Source organism: Pedobacter sp. AJM, assembly GCF_002197755.1.
Classification (GTDB): Bacteria; Bacteroidota; Bacteroidia; order Sphingobacteriales; family Sphingobacteriaceae; genus Pedobacter.
Genome location: NZ_NHOT01000001.1, coordinates 687598 through 706333, shown reverse-complemented (window position 1 = coordinate 706333; position 18736 = coordinate 687598). Strand labels below are relative to the sequence as shown.

The 18736-nt window shown below is 37.1% G+C and carries 18 protein-coding genes; 11 read left to right on the top strand and 7 right to left on the bottom strand.

The annotated features are described in order from the left end of the window. Nucleotides 1-37 precede the first annotated feature (37 nt). Together CBW18_RS03025 and CBW18_RS03020 are read right to left on the bottom strand one after the other, a co-directional pair. A complete protein-coding gene (locus tag CBW18_RS03025) occupies nt 38-2476 on the bottom strand; it encodes an outer membrane beta-barrel protein (protein WP_172406426.1) in 2439 nt (812 codons plus the stop codon). A gap of 266 nt (nt 2477-2742) precedes the next feature. Then, the gene (locus CBW18_RS03020) at nt 2743-4422 is read right to left on the bottom strand and encodes a Zn-dependent hydrolase (RefSeq protein ID WP_088299751.1); all 1680 of its coding nucleotides are present in this window, start codon (nt 4420-4422) and stop codon (nt 2743-2745) included. Nucleotides 4423-4535: 113 nt separating this feature from the next. Here CBW18_RS03020 and CBW18_RS03015 point away from each other — a divergent pair, with 113 nt between their 5' ends. Next, nucleotides 4536-5372 carry an N-acetylmuramoyl-L-alanine amidase gene (locus CBW18_RS03015; RefSeq protein ID WP_088299950.1) on the top strand — a complete coding sequence of 279 codons (837 nt, stop codon included), beginning with the start codon at nt 4536-4538 and terminating at the stop codon, nt 5370-5372. Between the two features lie 126 nt (nt 5373-5498). Here the strand turns inward: CBW18_RS03015 and CBW18_RS03010 are convergent, their stop codons facing one another. Next, nucleotides 5499-7154, bottom strand: a complete 1656-nt coding sequence (locus CBW18_RS03010) for a glutamine--tRNA ligase/YqeY domain fusion protein (protein WP_088299750.1) — start codon at nt 7152-7154, stop codon at nt 5499-5501. Nucleotides 7155-7442: 288 nt separating this feature from the next. Between CBW18_RS03010 and CBW18_RS03005 the strand changes: the two genes are divergently transcribed. From CBW18_RS03005 to CBW18_RS02975, 7 genes are all read left to right on the top strand, one after another. After that, nucleotides 7443-7862 (top strand): cobalamin B12-binding domain-containing protein, encoded by a 420-nt coding sequence (locus tag CBW18_RS03005; protein WP_088299749.1) that lies wholly within the window; start codon nt 7443-7445, stop codon nt 7860-7862. Nucleotides 7863-7865: 3 nt separating this feature from the next. Further along, nucleotides 7866-8645, top strand: coding sequence for an enoyl-CoA hydratase-related protein (locus tag CBW18_RS03000; RefSeq protein ID WP_088299748.1), 780 nt, complete (start codon nt 7866-7868; stop codon nt 8643-8645). A 131-nt stretch (nt 8646-8776) separates the two neighbouring features. Beyond that, nucleotides 8777-10189, top strand: a complete 1413-nt coding sequence (locus tag CBW18_RS02995) for a sigma-54 dependent transcriptional regulator (protein ID WP_088299747.1) — start codon at nt 8777-8779, stop codon at nt 10187-10189. A 49-nt stretch (nt 10190-10238) separates the two neighbouring features. Beyond that, entirely contained in the window at nt 10239-11288 is a 1050-nt protein-coding gene (locus tag CBW18_RS02990; RefSeq protein WP_088299746.1) for an AI-2E family transporter, read from the top strand. A gap of 71 nt (nt 11289-11359) precedes the next feature. Then, entirely contained in the window at nt 11360-11626 is a 267-nt protein-coding gene (locus tag CBW18_RS02985) for a YtxH domain-containing protein (protein ID WP_088299745.1), read from the top strand. Between the two features lie 55 nt (nt 11627-11681). Continuing rightward, on the top strand, nt 11682-12062 hold the full coding sequence (locus CBW18_RS02980; RefSeq protein WP_088299744.1) for a phage holin family protein: 381 nt from the start codon (nt 11682-11684) through the stop codon (nt 12060-12062). Continuing rightward, nucleotides 12049-12486, top strand: a complete 438-nt coding sequence (locus CBW18_RS02975; protein WP_088299743.1) for a hypothetical protein — start codon at nt 12049-12051, stop codon at nt 12484-12486. The genes CBW18_RS02980 and CBW18_RS02975 overlap by 14 nt, the downstream gene beginning before the upstream one ends. A 316-nt stretch (nt 12487-12802) precedes the next feature. Here CBW18_RS02975 and aspS read toward each other — a convergent pair whose 3' ends face one another. From aspS to CBW18_RS02955, 4 genes are all read right to left on the bottom strand, one after another. Then, nucleotides 12803-14548 carry an aspartate--tRNA ligase gene (aspS, locus tag CBW18_RS02970; protein ID WP_088299742.1) on the bottom strand — a complete coding sequence of 582 codons (1746 nt, stop codon included), beginning with the start codon at nt 14546-14548 and terminating at the stop codon, nt 12803-12805. 175 nt (nt 14549-14723) lie between these two features. Beyond that, complete coding sequence (locus CBW18_RS02965) at nt 14724-15293, bottom strand: Crp/Fnr family transcriptional regulator (RefSeq protein WP_088299741.1); 570 nt, start codon at nt 15291-15293, stop codon at nt 14724-14726. Between the two features lie 15 nt (nt 15294-15308). After that, nucleotides 15309-15533, bottom strand: a complete 225-nt coding sequence (locus tag CBW18_RS02960; protein ID WP_088299740.1) for a DUF2798 domain-containing protein — start codon at nt 15531-15533, stop codon at nt 15309-15311. A gap of 77 nt (nt 15534-15610) precedes the next feature. Next, complete coding sequence (locus CBW18_RS02955) at nt 15611-16012, bottom strand: hypothetical protein (protein ID WP_088299739.1); 402 nt, start codon at nt 16010-16012, stop codon at nt 15611-15613. 198 nt (nt 16013-16210) lie between these two features. Between CBW18_RS02955 and CBW18_RS02950 the strand changes: the two genes are divergently transcribed. The 3 genes from CBW18_RS02950 to CBW18_RS02940 all read left to right on the top strand — a co-directional run bounded on the left by CBW18_RS02950 (nt 16211) and on the right by CBW18_RS02940 (nt 18703). Continuing rightward, nucleotides 16211-16768, top strand: a complete 558-nt coding sequence (locus CBW18_RS02950; protein WP_172406425.1) for an RNA polymerase sigma factor — start codon at nt 16211-16213, stop codon at nt 16766-16768. Continuing rightward, nucleotides 16761-17288 (top strand): hypothetical protein, encoded by a 528-nt coding sequence (locus tag CBW18_RS02945; RefSeq protein WP_253248949.1) that lies wholly within the window; start codon nt 16761-16763, stop codon nt 17286-17288. Before CBW18_RS02950 ends, CBW18_RS02945 begins: the two co-directional genes overlap by 8 nt. 125 nt (nt 17289-17413) lie before the next feature. Continuing rightward, nucleotides 17414-18703 carry a hypothetical protein gene (locus CBW18_RS02940; RefSeq protein WP_253248948.1) on the top strand — a complete coding sequence of 430 codons (1290 nt, stop codon included), beginning with the start codon at nt 17414-17416 and terminating at the stop codon, nt 18701-18703. Nucleotides 18704-18736 lie beyond the last annotated feature (33 nt).

The window sequence follows — 18736 nt, the reverse complement described above, 5'->3', positions numbered from 1 at the left end:
TAAATAGGGAGGCATTAATATCAAATCATTAATATTATTAATTCTTCATCCTGTTTTGCTCATCTTCTGAACCTGTAGAGCGGCGGCGGGCTGGTTTAATTTCTTTACCAAACCGGTACGTGAAACTTATTCTGCCAATCTGGCTTTCATTTTTCTGATGTACTTCATATTTTAAACCCGGGTAAGCGCTGGAGATATCATTTTTATAAGTGTTAAAGATATCCGATAAAGCCAATTTCAGTGAAGCTTTTTTACCCAGGAATGATTTACTCAAACCCGCATCAATAGAATAGCGTGATTTAATTCTCAGTGTTCCATAATCCAGTGGCGATTCGTAACTGCCGTTTAATTCTGCTGTAAGGCCATTTGCGATGGTAAAGTTTTGTTGAGATTTAAACTGGAAGGAAGTCTTTCCTGTTTTTAGGGCTACACCAGCTAAATCCGGGGCTTCAAAACTCAGGTAAAAAACATTTAGGTTATTATTCATCGACCACCATTTGGCCACCTGAACCGGGATATTCAGGTTGGCATTATAACTGGTGTTTTTAGCTAAATTTTCATTGGTTTGAAACAACGCTTTTTGAGCAGAATCTGGTAGTAAAACTTCTGTTATCACATCATTGGTTCTGCTATAACCTACCGAGAGCATATATTTCTGCATGAAAGTGTAACTCAGTTCCATATTGTTGGTATACTGCGGTTTTAAAAATGGATTACCTTTATTGTAGGTATATTGATCCAGGTAATAAACAAATGGGTTTAAAGCATCATAGCTTGGGCGATCTATTCTGCGGCTATAGGAAAATCCTAACTGATTATTTTTAGAAAGTGTTTGTTGCACGAATAATGTCGGGAAAAAATCGAAATAATCCCGTTCAACTATCGTATTGGTGGTAACCAGATTCCCTTTAGAATTGGTTTGCTCCACTCTTAAACCAAGCTGGATACTGGTGTTTTTAAATTGCTTGTTAATGTTTGTATAGGCTGCATTTACATTCTCATCATAAACAAATTGATTGCTGCGGCGAACATCATTTTGCCAGATGTTATTAACCAGTTCCTCAGCCTGCAAATCATTATCTGTTTTTACCCAGCTGCTTTTTAAGCCTGCTTCAAGCTTTATGGTTTTACTTAATGAAACATTATAATCAATTTTAAAGGTTTTTATATCAATTTTGGATGGTGTACCATTTCTGGTATAATTAACAGGGCGAATTCTATTGCCATTAGCGAACATATAATCATTTTCATATGCAGAACCATCGTTTCCATTGTATTTTGAGTAATCAAAGTCAGCTGAAATTTCAGAACCTGCGGTATCCAGAATCGATTTATAGTTAAGGTTATAAGAAATATTATTGTATTTATTGGTTTGCAAACTATTAGATGCCAGTGTTGAATCTACTTTTTGGAAAGACGGGCCAATTAAAGTATTGTTTTTCGAAGCTTCCGTTCCGTGGTTAAAATAGCCGTTCACCAATACCCCAATAGTATTATTTTTATTGATGAAGTAATCTAAACCAGTTTTAAAATTATTGTTTTGCTGCTTCCGTAAGCTTGATCCGGCCTGCATGAAATAAGTATCGGGTGTGCCGTTAGAAATCCTGTCAATGGTGATGATGTTTTCACGCGTAGTTTTGCCGTAGTTATAGTTCCCGAAAAGATTTAGCTTTTTTGTTCTGTGGTTCAGGTTTAAGCCTGTATTGCCTCTAAAGTTTTTACCATATCCGGCCGTAGCATTTAAACTTCCATTGGTGCCGCCAGCTTTGTTTTTCTTGGTTTTAATATTGATGATACCTGAATTTCCGGCTGCATCGTATTTGGATGATGGATTGGTAATCAATTCTATGGTTTCTATCTCTGAACTTTGCATGTTTCGAAGTAAGTTGGCCACATCTGCACTACTCATGTAAGTTTGTTTTCCATCAAGCTGAATTAATACACCTTGCTTTCCCTGCATTGAAATATTATCATTCTGATCTACCGAAACACCTGGTGCTTTTTGTAAAACCTCCAGTGCCGTAGATCCTGTCATGATGGAACTGCCGGATACATTCATTACCACTTTATCCATCTTTCTCTCAATTAATGGTTTGGTTACTGCGATACTAACTTCCTTTAAATCTTGCGTGCTGGAAACCAGTTGTGCCGAACCAAAATCTACTTTTTGATTTTCATCGGTAAGGGTAATGGTTTTACTTTTAAACGTTTTATAGCCCATATTACTGGCTTTGTAGAAATAAGTTCCTTTTGCACTTACGTTAAAGCCGAAAACACCATTCTGATCTGTAAAACTGGTTTTTACAATACTCGAGTCGGCTGCTTTATATAATACTACTGTTGCATAATCTACTGGTTTTTTCTGCTCATCAAGAATAATTCCCTTTAGGTTAGGCTGAGGTGAAGTTTGCGCAAATAAACTTCCTGAAGAGCAGGCAGCAAAGATGATGAAGGATATTTTATATAAAATTTTCATTTGTTTAGGTTTAAAGTTTAAAAATCCAGGCCAAATAATTCCCATAACGCATCTATATCCGTTTTCTATTTTTTGCCTTTATCTTTATAGTTTAGCCTGGAAACGAATTGTTCCCATTGTTTAGTTATCAGTAAGACGAACGTTTGTTTAAAAGGTTACGCCGTTTTCAAAAAAAAAGAAAATCCCTGATTGAAAGACGAATATTAGTCTTCAAATCAGGGATTTATTTGACACATCAAAAAACGATGTGTGGTTCTTTATTGCTATTATTTAACGCCTAATACGTCTACACCTTGTTCAAAAACAACATCAACAGGAATGTTTTTTCTGGTCAGGCGGTCAAGGTCTTGCTGTAGTGTAGCCGGAATAACTGCTTTTTCTTTTTGCGTTTTCTCTACAGCTACTTTATCTCCGTTTCCCTGTAAAGTGATGATGAATGCACTGAGCTCATTCATTGCAGAACCAAATTTTTCGAAATTAACTTTATAGGTTCCTTTGGAGGTTCTCTCGAAAGCACCTTTCTCTGCAAAGTAATTAAAGCATTGCATGTTGGCTTTACCATGTGCTTCTGAAACGCCAAAACGAACTGATCTTAAAATACCTGCCATAAACGTGGTGTAATAGTCTTTGATATCGCCTTGTAATTCACCTTTTTTCAGCAAGCCGGTAACCATATACAAGCCTAAAATATCGGCTTTGCCTTCTTCCAGCCAGCTGTATTGTTCTTTTAAAGCCTCACGAACAAAACCTTTCCCGGTAACGGTTTTTTTAATGCCCAAACCATGTGCAACCTCATGAAACATTACATTGGCAAAAAAAGCATCGAACTTGATGTATTGCTGCTGGTCTAAGTCTATTAGTTCTTTAGATATTGGAAGAAGGATTTTATCAAATTTTGCCTGCATCGCATTTTTTAGCTGCGAACGGCGGGTTCCTTTTTCCTGCTGAATTTTTTCATCGTTTGGAAGGTTAACGGCAATGGTTTTTGAGCCTGCATTGCAATCTCCGGCATAATACACCACATCATAGGCATTCAATTCAGAATCTGTACCAGGAGTTTCGGTTTTGTATTTTGCTGGTACCGGAAGATTCTTTTGTAACTCTGGCAATAGCTTTACATATTTTGCCAGGCGCTTACTCCATTCTTTATCTTTGATTAAAACATAAGCTTCGTAACTGGTACGGGCATTAAAGAGCTTATCTTCATAGTTTTCAATCGGACCAATGATAATATCCAGGCCATTTGTTTTCATGTCCAGCCAGGCATAATCACTGGCGGTAAACTTATCCGTTACTAAGGCATCAGCCCGTAAGTTTAAATATTTTTTTAAACCAGCATCTTCTGCAATTAATGCTGCTTGTTTCAAAAGGGAACTTGCTCTTTGTAATTCGGAAGCGAATAATACATGATAAGGAACAGTAATGAATTTTCCGAGGCTATCTTTTTTTACTACAGAATACGCGCCATATTTATCTGCTAATTCAGCTTTTTCAATTTCCTCCTTGGTAGTGCCATATGGATAAAATGAAGCACCTTCAGGTTTATTTCCCACACCGGCAACAAAAGGCTTATCATTGTTGAGTCTATCCCATGGCCCATAATTAATGTTAACAAATTCACGGGTTTTTTCGTCCTTAACTGTTGCCAGTAAGCTATCGCGTTGCGGATAGGCCTGTTTCCAGTAGAGTTCATCCATAATTTCAGCCGCCTGAATAAGAAGCGGCAAAATTTTGCGGTCGTTAATACTAAGCTGATTAAGGTTTGTGCTGAGCTTTACTCGCTCGTATATAGGGAGCCGACTGGCTACATAATCTGTTAAGCTATCTTTTTGTACTACGGTTACTTTTTCTTCAGTGGGTTTGCTATTGTTGGTGCAAGCCGTAAATAAACTTGCAGAACAGGCTATTGCCGATACAAATAGTATAGGTTTGTATAGTTTTTTCATGATTAAGATATATCGCGACTAAATTACTAAAATTTGAAAGCTTTGTATAAAGTTTGATGTAATGGATGAAGTTTAATATAACTTTGTACCTTCATATTTTATTTATTCATATCATGTTTCCTGTAAAATCTTATTCTCTTAAAAGTACTTCTGTTTTGGCTCTGGCATTATTCTTATCTTCCTGCAGTACGAATAAATATGCTGCAACAGAAAAGATTTATAAGCAAAAGAGTAAAGAATTTGCCAATCTAATTTCGGCTACACCGCCTGAAGGTCAGTTGTATGATCTCCAAAACGCAACAAATCAAACCTGGGTGGGTTCTGTAAATTTTGGGATACGTAAACCTAATTTTGTTATCCTTCACCACACTGCCCAGGATAGCTTAGCCCAAACCATCAAGACCTTTCATTCTACCAAGGCAGAAGTTAGTGCACATTATGTGATTGGCCGTGATGGAAAAGTAGTACATATGGTAAATGATTATCTGCGATCAAACCATGCCGGCATTGGGAAATGGGGAAAGGATACAGACTTAAACTCTTCCTCCATTGGTATTGAACTGGATAACAACGGAACAACAGACCCATGGCCGGATGCACAAATTAACAGCCTGGTGAAATTACTGGAGACCTTAAAAAAGGCTTATAATATTCCGACTGCGAATTTCATAGGCCATTCTGATATTGCCCCTAAACGCAAGCCTGACCCAAATAAATTTCCATGGAAAAAATTAGCTTTAAAAGGCTTTGGTTATTGGTATGATGATGTGCTTAAAAATCCTCCGGCAGATTTTGATGGACCAAATGCATTAAAATTAATGGGTTATGATACCAGCGATTTAGGCGCCGCAATAGTTGGGTTTAAACGCCACTTTATACAGAGCGATATTACACCTAAGCTTACGCCGGTTGATTTATTGGTATTGTATAATGTATATATGAAATACTAAAAAGGATGAAGGTAATAAGGTAGGAAGGTTGATCTCTATGTTCCCATGACAATTCTTGAGCAATTCAGCATAAAAAAACACGGATAAATCTAAGTTTATCCGTGTTTATCTGTCGTTATACCTCAACTATTTAGGTTTCTTAAAAGTATCTTTCAAAGTAACCGTCCGGTTAAAAACCAGTTTTTCAGATGTAGAATCTTTATCTAAACAGAAATATCCTTTTCTGATAAACTGATAACGGCTATCTAAATCGGCATGAGCCAAAGCAGGCTCGATGTAAGCATTTGGAAGAACCGTTAAGCTTTCCGGATTTAAGTAATCCTTAAAATCACCTTCTTCCGCATCTGGTGTTTCAGAAGTAAACAGGCGATCATATAATCTGATTTCTGCTGTTTTAGCATGTTGAACACTCACCCAATGAATGGTTCCCTTAACATTGATGCCACTGGTATCATTTCCACTTTTTGATTCCGGAATATAGGTGCAGTGAATTTCAGTTACATTGCCATTTTCGTCTTTAACAAAATCCTCACACTTGACAATATACGCAAACTTTAAGCGCACCATTGCTCCTGGTGCCAAACGGAACCATTTTTTAGCAGGCACTTCCATAAAATCTTCGCGCTCAATCCAGAGTTCATTGCTGAAAGGAATAATGCGGGTACCACCGCCATCTTCCGCTTCAGGATTATTTTCACCGATTAAGTCTTCAGTTCCTTTTTCATAATTGGTAATCACCAGTTTGATTGGATCTAAAACGGCCATTACACGATTGGCCGTTTTATTTAAATCCTCACGGATGCAAAATTCCAGCAAGCTTAGTTCTATCAGGTTTTCACGCTTGGCAATACCTATTCGTTCACAAAATTCACGGACACTTTTCGGCGTAAAGCCTCTTCTGCGCAAACCAGAAATGGTTGGCATACGTGGATCATCCCAGCCGTTAACTAAGTTTTCATTTACCAGTTGCAGTAATTTGCGTTTACTCATTACCGTTGAGGTAAGGTTTAAACGTGCAAATTCATATTGTTTAGATGGAAAAATTTCTAATTTCTCTATAAACCAATCGTAAAGTTCACGGTGCGAAACATATTCTAATGTACAAATGGAGTGCGTGATGTTTTCAATACTGTCACTTTGCCCGTGTGCAAAATCGTACATAGGGTAAATGCACCATTTGCTGCCCGTACGGTGATGTTCAGCATGTTTAATGCGGTAAATAATCGGATCGCGCATCAACATATTTGGGCTGGCCATATCTATCTTCGCCCGTAAAATATACGCTCCATCAGCAAATTCACCATTTTTCATTTTTGTGAAAATGTCTAAATTTTCTTCAATACTGCGGTTACGGTATGGGCTATCCTGTCCGGGTTCAGTAGGTGTGCCTTTTAAGGCAGCAATTTCATCAGCTGAACTTTCATCAGCATATGCCAGTCCTTTTTCAATAAGCTTAACTGCAAAAGCATACAATTCATCAAAATAATCTGATGCATACAGTTCATTCTTCCAGTTAAAGCCCAGCCATTTAATATCTTCCTGCTGGCTGTTTACATACTCTGTTTTTTCTGTAACCGGGTTGGTATCATCAAAACGCAAATTAGTGTAACCACCGTATTTTTGTGTTAGTCCGAAGTTCAGGCATATCGCTTTTGCATGGCCAATGTGTAAGTAGCCATTAGGTTCAGGTGGAAAACGCGTTACTAGAGTTTTATACTTACCACTGTTTAGGTCGTTCTCAACAATTTCTTCAATAAAGTTCAATGACTTTTCTTCACTCATAAAAACCTGTAAATTAGGAATGCAAAGGTAAAAAGATTGAGCGTATTTAGGTAATGATTAAAAAATAGAAAATGTATAAATAGGGAATTAAGTAGTAACTTAATGCATAGGGAGTTGGAAACGGTAAATAAATGGAGCTTGCTTTGCTCTTCATCATTTCCCATCTATAGGCAGGAACGTAAAAATAGAGAATGGGCTGGAAATCTATTTTTATTATTGATTTCCCGTTACCTATTCTCTATTCACATAAAAGAAAAATCAATACATTTACATCAATTTAATATTACCATGAGCAAAGTATTAAACAGACCAATACGCGTTTTAGTCGCGAAGGTTGGATTAGATGGGCACGATAGAGGTGCCAAGGTAATTGCCACATCACTACGCGATGCCGGGATGGAAGTAATATATACGGGCTTGCGGCAAACCCCAGAAATGGTTGTAAATACCGCATTGCAGGAAGATGTGGATGCAATAGGTATATCTATACTTTCTGGGGCACACATGACCATCTTTCCAAAAATTATTCATTTTATGAAAGAAAAACAGCTCGACGACGTTTTGTTAACAGGTGGGGGGATTATACCTGAATCGGACCGGATGAAACTTGCGGAAATTGGTGTCGGAGAATTATTTCCGCCAGGAACCACCATGGCCAGTATTGTAGCATACATTCAGAATTGGGTAGCAGAAAACAGAAATTTTTAAATTATGACATATCAGCATTTAATATCAGAGATAAAAGAGAATATTCTTTATGTGACCATCAATCGCGAAAGGGCATTAAATGCCTTAAACAAAGAAACGCTAGCTGAACTGGCAAAAGTAGTTTCATTTGCAAATGAAACTGCAGAGGTGAAAGGTGTGATTTTGACGGGCGCAGGCGAAAAAGCTTTTGTTGCCGGAGCCGATATTAAAGAATTTTCGGATTACAATGCCGAACAAGGGAAAGCACTGGCGAGAAATGGGCAACGTGATGTTTTTAATGCTATTGAAAATTCACTAAAACCTTTTATCGCAGCCATTAATGGTTTTGCTTTGGGCGGCGGATTAGAACTTGCCATGGCCTGCCACATGCGCATTGCATCCTCACATGCGAAACTCGGTTTACCTGAAGTTACGCTGGGGTTAATTCCGGGTTATGGTGGAACACAAAGGCTAACCCAACTGGTTGGGAAGGGGAAAGCCATTGAACTAATTACTACGGCTGGTATGATCTCTGCAGACGAAGCCCTGAAAATAGGTTTGGTAAACCATACAGTCGATCCATCTGATTTGATGAATAAAGCAACTGAAATTTTAAACCTGATTAAACAACGCGCGCCATTGGCCGTATCTGCTGCCATAAAAGCGGTTAATACTTGTGTTAATGCATTAAATGGTTATGACGTTGAAATAGAAGAATTTGGGAAATGTTTCGAAACAAGTGACTTTAAAGAGGGTGTTTCTGCATTTATTGATAAGCGGAAAGCGCACTTTAAGGGAATTTAGGATTGTAAATTGCTCTTAAAATATGTTTGTTTTAATTAATCATTGATCTTTATAATTTCTAAATTATCGCTCTATTTAGGAATGCTTGCTGCTAATCTGGAGGTTTTTAGCTAAACAATTAGTAAACGCTCATGAATAAAAAGATTTTAATAGTAGATGATGAAATAAGTATAGGGTTATTCCTGTCTAAATTTTTAACAAAGAATGGTTTCGAAGTGTCAAACGCTATATCGGGTGCCGCTGCGATGGAGATTTTATCACAGGAAACGTTCAACTTGATTATCTGCGATTATCGTCTTAATGATACCGATGGGCGTGAAATTTTAATTAAAGTAAAGGATAAACATCCATCCACAATTGTCATCATTATTACCGGTTATTCAGATGTAAAACTTGCCGTAGAGCTGATTAAACTTGGTGCATATGATTATATTACCAAACCCCTGTATCCTGATAAAATTTTAGCGGCTATTCATACTGCACTCGAAAGTCAGAAAAGCTTAAAGGAAATTGTATTGCAGGCTAATGCAAAAGATGTTGCAGAATACGAGACAGATCCTGTTGATTTTATTTGCGGCCAAAGCGAAGCCTCTTGCGAGCTGCTGAAGGAAATTCATTTGATTGCACCAACATCCTATAGTATAATTTTAACAGGTAAAAGTGGAACCGGAAAAGAATGTGTAGCTAAAGCAATTCATTCCAACAGTTTAAGAAAAGATAAGCCTTTTATCGCTATGGATTGTGGTTCATTAACGAAAGAACTTGCAGGAAGCGAATTTTTCGGACATGAAAAGGGTGCCTATACCGGAGCCTTGTTTACCAAAATAGGCCATTTTGAGCAGGCTAATGGAGGTACTTTGTTTTTGGATGAAGTTGGAAATTTGTCCTATGAAATTCAAGCCGTTCTGTTAAGGGCCGTTCAGGAACGCAAAGTGAAGCGCATCGGAAGTACAAAAGAAATTGATATCGATGTTCGTATTATCGTAGCAACCAATGAAAATATTGCTTTGAACATTAATAAAGGAACATTCAGAGAGGATTTATTTCACCGTTTTAATGAGTATTCTATTCATCTGCCATCACTTAAAGAGCGTGGGAATGACATTTTAATTTTTGCGGCTAAATTTTTAATGGTCGCAAACCTGGAGCTGAACAAAAAAATTAAAGGTTTTTCTGAAGGGGTAAAAACATGCTTCCTGAATTATAGCTGGCCGGGTAATATCCGCGAATTAAAAAATGTAGTCAGAAGATTAGCCCTGCTAACTGAAGGAAACGAAATCCAGGTTGATGTTCTGCCATTGGAATTATCAAATTATACTTGTCGTGAGGAAAAGCATAAAAATGGTATTGAAGCGATTAATCCATCGAAAGCCTTAAAAAATGCAGCGAAGGAAGCAGAATATGATGCCATTCTAAATGCTTTAATAAAGGTTAATTTTAATAAAACCAAGGCAGCACAAATTTTAAATATTGACAGGAAGACACTCTATAATAAAATGAAAGGCCTTAAATTAAATGAAGCCTTTAAAACTGAAGATCGCTAAAAACAAATTGCAGGGTTTTGCTATTTAAATGTTGCAGTGCTTCTAAATTATGTCCGTATTTTCTTATAAACAGCGTCAGAATATTAATCTTGTGATCATCATAGCACTTGGTGTGCTGATTGCCTATTCATTAAAAGATATATTTTCTGCCATACTATCTACACTGGTCTTATACACTATTATGCGTCCGGTATATATTTATCTGGCCGAAGTAAAAAACTGGAATAAGCGTATTGTGGCCATTATGCTCATTACCATAAGTATAGTGCTGATTATATTGCCTTTTTATGCATTAAGCAGTATGGTGATCAGTAAAATTTCAGAGTTAAGGAGTAATGAAATTTTCTTTAAAAATTTATTGGTTAAAATTCAGCACCTGCTTCCTTTAAAAATTAATGAAAATTTAATTCAGGAAGGTTTAAACCGGCTGGGTAACTGGGCCACACAGCTTTTCCCGTCTATAATTTCCAGCGCAGTAAATATCATATTGAGTTTGCTGGTGATGTATTTCCTGCTTTACTTTATGCTGATAGAGCGAAAGCAATTTGAATTCTCTCTGGTTAAGTATGCCCCTTTCAGAGAACAGAATGCACTTCGTTTTGGCGATGAAATGAAAAATACTACTTATGCAAATGTACTTGGCCAGGGGCTGATTTGTTTGGTTCAGGGTTCGCTTGTCAGTTTATCTTTTTATGTTTTGGGTTATCAGGATCCTGTTTTCTGGGGTGTAATTACTACATTTATTTCTTTCGTGCCTGTTTTGGGCCCTCCGGTAGTATTTGTTCCGGCTGCTATTCTTCAAATTGTGAACGGACATAATTTTGAAGGTTGGGCAATGCTGATTTTTGGTTTCGTGGTGATTATAAATATTGATAACGTGCTAAGGTTTGTTATTGCTAAAAAAGTAGGCAACATTCATCCCATCATCACCGTAATTGGCGTAATTATTGGTATCCCATTATTTGGGATTCTGGGGCTCATTTTTGGGCCGCTTTTGCTATCTTACTTTATATTGCTGATTAAAATTTATGAAACAAGCACGCTTGCCTCAGAAAGATTAGAAAGAATTAAAACAAATAATGAGCATAATGAGTTATAAATTACAGCTTAACAATTAAATAATATAGTAATCCTTATATTGTAAACGTTAAACCCTTAAAATACATAATTATGAATGATAACTCAAAAGTTGTAGTTGCCCTTTTAGCAGGATTAGCTGCCGGTGCCGCCTTAGGTATTTTATTTGCACCTGATAAAGGTGACGAAACCCGCGATAAATTAAGCCAGTCTTTAAAAGATTTAGGCGATTCTATTAAAGACAAAGCTGCTGATGAAATTAACAGTCTGTCCAGCCTGAAAGATAAAGTCGTGACCTCAATTAAAACCAAATTGAGAAGTGTTGAAGAGGAGTATAGTGACGACGTAGAGCACGCATAAGCAATAAAATAATAGCTGGGTGTTTTATGGCACCCAGTTAAATTTCATCTTAACTATGCAAGAAAATAAAGAGAAAGGTATCGAGGATATTTTCGATGATGCCAAAGGCTATTTAGAGGCAAGAGTAGAATATACCCGACTTTACCTCGTGGAAAAGGTATCTAAAATATTTGCCGATTTAGTAACCAATACGGTGGTAATTGTATGCTTTATTCTGGCATTCTTATTTGGTAGTGTAACATTGGCTCTCTTCTTATCTAGCGTTTTAAATAGTTATGCCGGAGGGTTTGGCTGCGTTTCATTAATTTATATTTTACTTGCAGTTGTGGTGTATTTAACTAAAGATAAATACATCGAAAAGGCAATTATAAATATCGCAATTAGTAAGTATTTCAACAAACTTGCCGATAAGGAGGAAGAAGATGAGAAGTTATAAAAATATCAGCAATCTGGAAGATTTGCAAGCCAAAAAGCTTGAGCTTAAGGTAGAATATACATTAAAACAAAACCTGCTTATTGCGGATTCAAAAAATTATGCAAAACAATTTACTTTTGGGGCACTGATTAAAAAATACGCTACTCCGAATAATTTTTTCAAAGCTGACGAGAAATTGAATATCAGCGGAACAGCGATGTCTTTGCTACTGCCGATGTTTATGAATAAAACACTTTTCAGGGGTGCAGGCTTTTTAACTAAAGCAGCAGTCGGATTGGTTTCTGGTAAGGTTGGTAAATCTTTAGATGCAGAACATCTTTCAGCAATTTACAATTCGGTTAAAGGCTGGTTCGGCAGCAGAAAAGATAAAAAAGCAAAAAAGTTTATTGATTATGGCATTCCGCCAGATAGCGAAACATATTAGTCTGATGATTTATTAATCATTAGTTAATTAGTTAACGAGGTGCAAAAATTAGATAAACAAAAAACTCCTGATGATTCATCAGGAGTTTTTTGTTTATGCTCGTAATTTCGTATTTCTGCGCTTAGCCCTATGAACGAATAACAACTAAACTAATGCACCTTATAAATCCGTTTTACCCTACTGGTTGGTGTCTCATCTACCAGCTTAAATTTATCTTATGTAATGCATTTATGGGCATTAATTTGACTTAGTGAGGCACCACACCGATAGACAGAAGGCTGCTATGGCGTATTTTAGCCCCATGAACTAATGAACCTTATAAATCCGTTTTAATTTTCAGCTCTTTTAATTGTTTTTCATCAATAGTACTCGGACTATCAATCATCACATCCCTGCCCGAATTATTTTTAGGGAAAGCGATAACATCACGAATGGAATCCAAACCAGCGAAAATGGATGTTAAACGATCAAAACCAAAGGCAATACCTCCGTGTGGCGGTGCGCCAAATTCAAAGGCATCCATTAAGAAGCCAAATTGTTTCTGTGCTTCTTCTGCACTGAAACCTAAGTGTTTAAACATTAGTGCCTGAAGGGTACGGTCATGAATCCTGATTGATCCGCCACCAACCTCAGTTCCGTTAATGACCATATCATAGGCGTTGGCACGTACATTTTTTGGATCGGTATCTAATAATGCAATGTCTTCTGGCTTAGGAGAGGTAAAAGGGTGGTGCATGGCATGATAACGTTCCGTTTCTTCATCCCATTCTAACAGAGGAAAATCCAACACCCAAAGCGCAGAAAATGTATTTTTATCACGTAGCCCTAAACGGTTACCCATTTCCAAACGAAGTTCGTTCAATTGTTTGCGCACTTTATCTGTAGAACCTGCTAAAATTAAAAGTAAGTCACCCTTTTCCGTTTTAAATACCTGGCTCCACTGTTTCAAATCTTCTTCATTGAAAAACTTGTCAACAGAAGATTTTATGGTTCCATCCTCGTTATGACGGGCATAAATAAGTCCTGTAGCACCAATTTGCGGGCGTTTGATAAAATCTGTTAATTCATCTAACTGCTTGCGAGTATAGTTTGCGGCCCCTTTGGCATTAATACCAACGACCAATTCTGCATTGTCAAAAACCGGGAAGCCTTTGCCTTTCACCAAATCATTCAATTCTACAAACTGCATGGCAAAACGGGTATCAGGTTTATCAGAACCATATAATCGCATAGCATCTGCGTATTGCATTCTTGGAACCTCTGGTAAATCATAATTGCGTACCTCTTTAAAAAGCGTACGGATTAAGCCCTCAAAAGTATTTAAGATATCTTCCTGTTCAATGAAAGACATTTCACAGTCTATTTGTGTGAATTCTGGCTGACGATCCGCCCTTAAATCTTCATCTCTGAAACATTTTACAATCTGGAAATACCTGTCGAAACCTGAAACCATCAGCAGTTGCTTAAAAGTTTGCGGCGATTGAGGTAGCGCATAAAATTCACCCTCATTCATACGGCTTGGCACCACAAAATCTCTTGCACCTTCTGGGGTAGATTTAATTAAAACAGGGGTTTCCACTTCAATAAAATCTAAAGCATCCAGGTAGCGACGAACAGATTGCGCTATTTTATGGCGTAAAACCAGGTTATTGCGAACCGGGTTACGGCGCAAATCCAGGTAGCGATATTTCATGCGTAATTCATCACCACCATCAGTATCATCTTCGATCATGAATGGAGGCAGTTTAGCTGCATTTAAAATTTCTAAAGCCGTGATTTTTATCTCTACATCGCCAGTAGGCATTTTAGGGTTTTTGTTGCTCCGTTCAACAACAATACCGGAAGCCTTAATCACAAACTCTCTGCCTAAGGTACGTGCAGATTCGCATAACTCGCGGTTATCATCCATGTTAAAAACCAACTGGGTAATACCATAACGATCGCGGATGTCTATAAAAGTCATCCCACCTAAATCTCTTGATTTTTGTACCCAACCACACAAGGTTACACTTTCGCCTAAGTTATTAAGGGTGAGTGCACCACAAGTTACTGTTCTTAACATATATTGTAATCTAAATTGAGCGGCAAAAATACCGAATTAGTTTTAAACTTTGGAATAGAAGGGCTGAGGTTTTTTAGCTACTTAAGCAGTTTAAGGTGAATAGTTTCTTAAACAGGAAAATATCAAATTTAATAACCATTGCCTTATTCAGAATTTAATCATTCATAAAAAGGCATTAACCCTTAGACTTTAATCTGCTCAGTGTTTCCGGCGAGATGTTCAGGTATGATGCAATCATTTTATTTGACAGTCTTTTCACAATGATTGGATGTTGATGAAGTAATTGCTGATACCTTTCCGTAGCATCTGATGTGATAAATGACATTAAACGGTTGGTGTTGGTTACATAGGCATACTCCAGATAATGACGATATAGTTTTTCCCAATGTGGAACAATTGTTAAAAGGTTATAGAAATCGGTTTTATTAATGCTCAGCAATGTGGTGCTTTCTGTAGCCTGAACAAATTCCAAAGACTTTGCTTCGGTAACGAAACTAACCAAAGCCGTTACAAATTGATCTTCGAAAGCAAAGAGCCTGGTTGCTTCACTGCCTTTTTCATTTAAAAAATAGATTCGCAGGCAACCCTTGGTTACAAAATATATTTTATTGCTAATTTGACCTGGACTTACCAAGTGTTCATTCCGCTTTACTTTTGATATAGTAAAAAACGATAAAACAGTTTTCAGATCATGTTCACTAATTTCAATACGATGGCTGATATAATTTGAAAGCTGTTGGTACATTATTTTAATAGCGAATTAGTTTTTTGACGCAATTTTCTCTGCTAATTTACGGGCAATAGGAATAATGATAAAGGCAGAAAGATATGATACAGGTAACATCACGCTCCAGGCCTTTAAAAATTTAATGAACCAATCTTCACCAAAACCATAGTTTCGCATCAGTCCTACAAATGCCATAATTAAGGTCATTGGGATGACTACCAGTAGTGTGTTGAGGTATTTAAAATATGCTTTTTTCATATGAATTTTGTTTTTAAGACAAAGATGCAGGGATAAAAAAAGCTAAACTATGATGTAAGTCAATAAATAGAAATGGGCTAATATTTCTCTTCCAGGATTACCTGTACGGCTATTACTTTCCAGTTGCCCCCCATATTCTTCCATTGGAAAATTTCCTCTGTTTGGATGGTTTGTTTTTTAGAGAAGACTATTCCTTTCACTTGAACAACTGTTTTCCTGGCAATCTTTTCGGATACTATTTCACCATCAATGGATGATCTTAGCCGATAGTGTGTGGTAGAAATCTCTTTTGTTTTTTTAAAATACTTTTCGGTTTGGTAAACCAGTTCTTTTCTGTCATACACGGTGGCATCGGCATTGCTGTATTGTATGCCATCATCAAATTGGCTCATGTATAGGCTAATATCTTTTCTTTCAAAAGCCAGATTAGCTTTTTGGTGTACAGTATCCAGTTCGTTTATGATTAAATCAATTTCCATGGCATGAAGTTAAAAGTTTGCATGAAGCTTTAAAAATAATAATGAGGGGTGATCCTCTTTCGGATTAACAGATAAAGTGCGTAAAAGATTTGATGGTTTTTATTAAAGTTTACAGGTACAAGGTTTATTTAAACTTTTTTATACATTGATGCAACGTTTTAAATTCCCTTATGTCTTATCATCAGAATCTTCGAAATTTTGGAAACGGTATATATCGATAAAAACCTGGAATTGGTAAAAGCATGCATGCAGGGCAGCCGTGCAGCACAGTTTGATTTATACAAACTGTATGCGAAAGCGATGTATAATGTAGCCTTGCGGATTTTAAATTACGAAGAAGAGGCTGAAGATGTTTTACAGGAATCCTTTTTGGATGCCTTTACCAGGATTGTTGATTTTAGACAGGAAACAACATTTGGTTTATGGCTGAAACAGATCGTGATTAACAAATCCATTAATTATCTGCGAAAACGTAAAATGGAATTTGTGAGCACTGATGAGGTGTCTGAAGTGCCTGATGAAATCAGCTTCGACGATTATGATATCCGTTTACAAGTTGAAGAGGTTAGAAAAGCAATTACTGAATTGCCAGATGGTTACAGGGTGGTTTTAAGTCTATACCTGTTAGAAGGCTATGATCATGAAGAAATATCACATATTTTAAAAATTAGTGAAAATACCAGTCGCACGCAATACATGAGGGCAAAAAAGAAATTAAAAAGCATATTAGAACTGAAAGGGATGAGAGATGAATAATAGATTAGAAACCTTTGTTAAAGAGAACCGGAGATCTTTCGATATGATGGAACCATCGCCGGCACTTTGGGCAAAAATTGAACAAAAACTGGATCAGAAAAAAGAAAAAAAGCCGGTAAAGCTATACTTATGGATGAGTGTAGCAGCAGCAATAGTGGTTGTTTTCAGTTTAGGCTGGTTCTACGCAGGAAAGATGCAAAGCGGCGAAATAGAAATCGCTGATGTAAATACTGTTTATGCAAAGAAAGAAGTTCAGTTTGCAGGCCTGATTGTAGAGAAGAAAGATAGTCTGGCTATTTTTGCTGCTGCAAATCCGGAGTTATATAAAAAATTTACGGCAGATTTAAGGAAACTGGATGAAGAATATGAACGTTTAAAAAATGAACTTCCTGCTTCTCCTAATCAAACGTTTGTAGTGAAGGCCATGGTTAAAAATCGCGAAATTCAATTGCAATTGTTAAAACAGCAACTCCTGATCATCAACCAGGTAGACGACTATAAAAAAGTAAATCAGATTTAGGTAAAAGACAATTCGAAATTCAAGTATAAAATGGGTGCATTGCTCATTTGATACCTGTTATTAAATATAACATATGATGGTTTTAGTCCGCCGGCAGGTTTAGGCCATCATTTATAATAAACATCATGAAAATAAAAATATTATTAGCCTTGATGGCGCTCTTTGCCGTTAAAAGTGATGCACAGGAAACTGTTGTGATGCAGTTACCCACTGAAAGCTATGTGGTAAATTCAAAGGTTTCCACTCCCGCCAATGTTAATGCTACTGTGTCTTTAAAACAGGATAAGCAGGGCGGCGATACTGAAAAGTTTAAATCTTTCAGTAAAAGTTTCAATGTCGATATCAATGATAAAGTAAACCTGAATAACCAATACGGTACCATTACCATTAAAACCTGGGATAAAAAAGAGGTTAAGGTAGATGTAGATATTAGGGCTTTCAGCAATTCTGATGGGGATGCGCAAAAAATGATTGATGCTGTTACCATTGATGCCAGCAAAAATGGAGATATGGTTGCAGTTAAAACCAATATGAGTGAAAGAGATGGCCGTTATGGACGGGGAACGAGAAATGGTGTCACCAGCTGGCGCAGAGAGGTTAAAATCAACTATGTGGTTTACATGCCTGCCGCAAATTCACTTCAGCTTATTCAACAGTATGGTAATGTGGAAGTAGGCAACTTTACTGGCCCAACCTCTTTAAAAGTGCAATATGGTAATTTACTTGTGGGCAGCCTGAACAACAGCAACAATTATATTAATGTACAATATGGTAAATGCGATATCCGGGAATTAAATGCGGGTGTAGTTAAGCACAGTTATAATGGCCCCGTGAATATTGGCAGCGCAGGGACTTTAGAATTGGATGCAGAGTATGTCGGCGTTAATATCAATACCATCCGCAGGTCTGCTGATTTGAGCATTCAATATGGTAAAGGCTTAAACGTGGGTACCATTGGGGGGAATTTATTGTTAAATACAGAATACGCCAAGGTGAACATTAATACCATCAGGGGAAATATGGTAGCTAAACAAGCATATGCAGACCTGACCATCGCATCTGCAGGTAAAATTGCAGTGGATGCTGAATATTCAAATGTCACTTTGGGTTCTGTTAACGGTGATGCCAATATTAAAATGGATTATAACCGTTTAAATGTGAATGAAATTACGCCTGCCTGCAAAAGCTTTACCTTTGCCGGTGAATATGTTAGTGTTGGTTTGGGGTTTGCAGAGCGATATAATGGGAACTTTAATGTGTCTACTTCTTATGCCGGCTTTAAATTCGGATCAAATGTATCCGCTTCATTAACCAGCAAAGATGATGAGGATAAGCGGTATTCCGGTAAAATCGGGAATGGTAGCACTGGAAATGTAAATATTAAAACCAGTTACGGTTCGGTTACTTTTAAATAAGAATTTACAGGTTAGATGAGCTAAACAGGCCTT

Bases quoted from the DNA above. Each gene is read 5' to 3' on its own strand.
- CBW18_RS03025 (WP_172406426.1), bottom strand. From the start codon at position 2,476: ATGAAAATTTTATATAAAATATCCTTCATCATCTTTGCTGCCTGCTCT.
- CBW18_RS03020 (WP_088299751.1), bottom strand. From the start codon at position 4,422: ATGAAAAAACTATACAAACCTATACTATTTGTATCGGCAATAGCCTGT.
- CBW18_RS03015 (WP_088299950.1), top strand. From the start codon at position 4,536: ATGTTTCCTGTAAAATCTTATTCTCTTAAAAGTACTTCTGTTTTGGCT.
- CBW18_RS03010 (WP_088299750.1), bottom strand. From the start codon at position 7,154: ATGAGTGAAGAAAAGTCATTGAACTTTATTGAAGAAATTGTTGAGAAC.
- CBW18_RS03005 (WP_088299749.1), top strand. From the start codon at position 7,443: ATGAGCAAAGTATTAAACAGACCAATACGCGTTTTAGTCGCGAAGGTT.
- CBW18_RS03000 (WP_088299748.1), top strand. From the start codon at position 7,866: ATGACATATCAGCATTTAATATCAGAGATAAAAGAGAATATTCTTTAT.
- CBW18_RS02995 (WP_088299747.1), top strand. From the start codon at position 8,777: ATGAATAAAAAGATTTTAATAGTAGATGATGAAATAAGTATAGGGTTA.
- CBW18_RS02990 (WP_088299746.1), top strand. From the start codon at position 10,239: ATGTCCGTATTTTCTTATAAACAGCGTCAGAATATTAATCTTGTGATC.
- CBW18_RS02985 (WP_088299745.1), top strand. From the start codon at position 11,360: ATGAATGATAACTCAAAAGTTGTAGTTGCCCTTTTAGCAGGATTAGCT.
- CBW18_RS02980 (WP_088299744.1), top strand. From the start codon at position 11,682: ATGCAAGAAAATAAAGAGAAAGGTATCGAGGATATTTTCGATGATGCC.
- CBW18_RS02975 (WP_088299743.1), top strand. From the start codon at position 12,049: ATGAGAAGTTATAAAAATATCAGCAATCTGGAAGATTTGCAAGCCAAA.
- aspS (WP_088299742.1), bottom strand. From the start codon at position 14,548: ATGTTAAGAACAGTAACTTGTGGTGCACTCACCCTTAATAACTTAGGC.
- CBW18_RS02965 (WP_088299741.1), bottom strand. From the start codon at position 15,293: ATGTACCAACAGCTTTCAAATTATATCAGCCATCGTATTGAAATTAGT.
- CBW18_RS02960 (WP_088299740.1), bottom strand. From the start codon at position 15,533: ATGAAAAAAGCATATTTTAAATACCTCAACACACTACTGGTAGTCATC.
- CBW18_RS02955 (WP_088299739.1), bottom strand. From the start codon at position 16,012: ATGGAAATTGATTTAATCATAAACGAACTGGATACTGTACACCAAAAA.
- CBW18_RS02945 (WP_253248949.1), top strand. From the start codon at position 16,761: ATGAATAATAGATTAGAAACCTTTGTTAAAGAGAACCGGAGATCTTTC.
- CBW18_RS02940 (WP_253248948.1), top strand. From the start codon at position 17,414: ATGAAAATAAAAATATTATTAGCCTTGATGGCGCTCTTTGCCGTTAAA.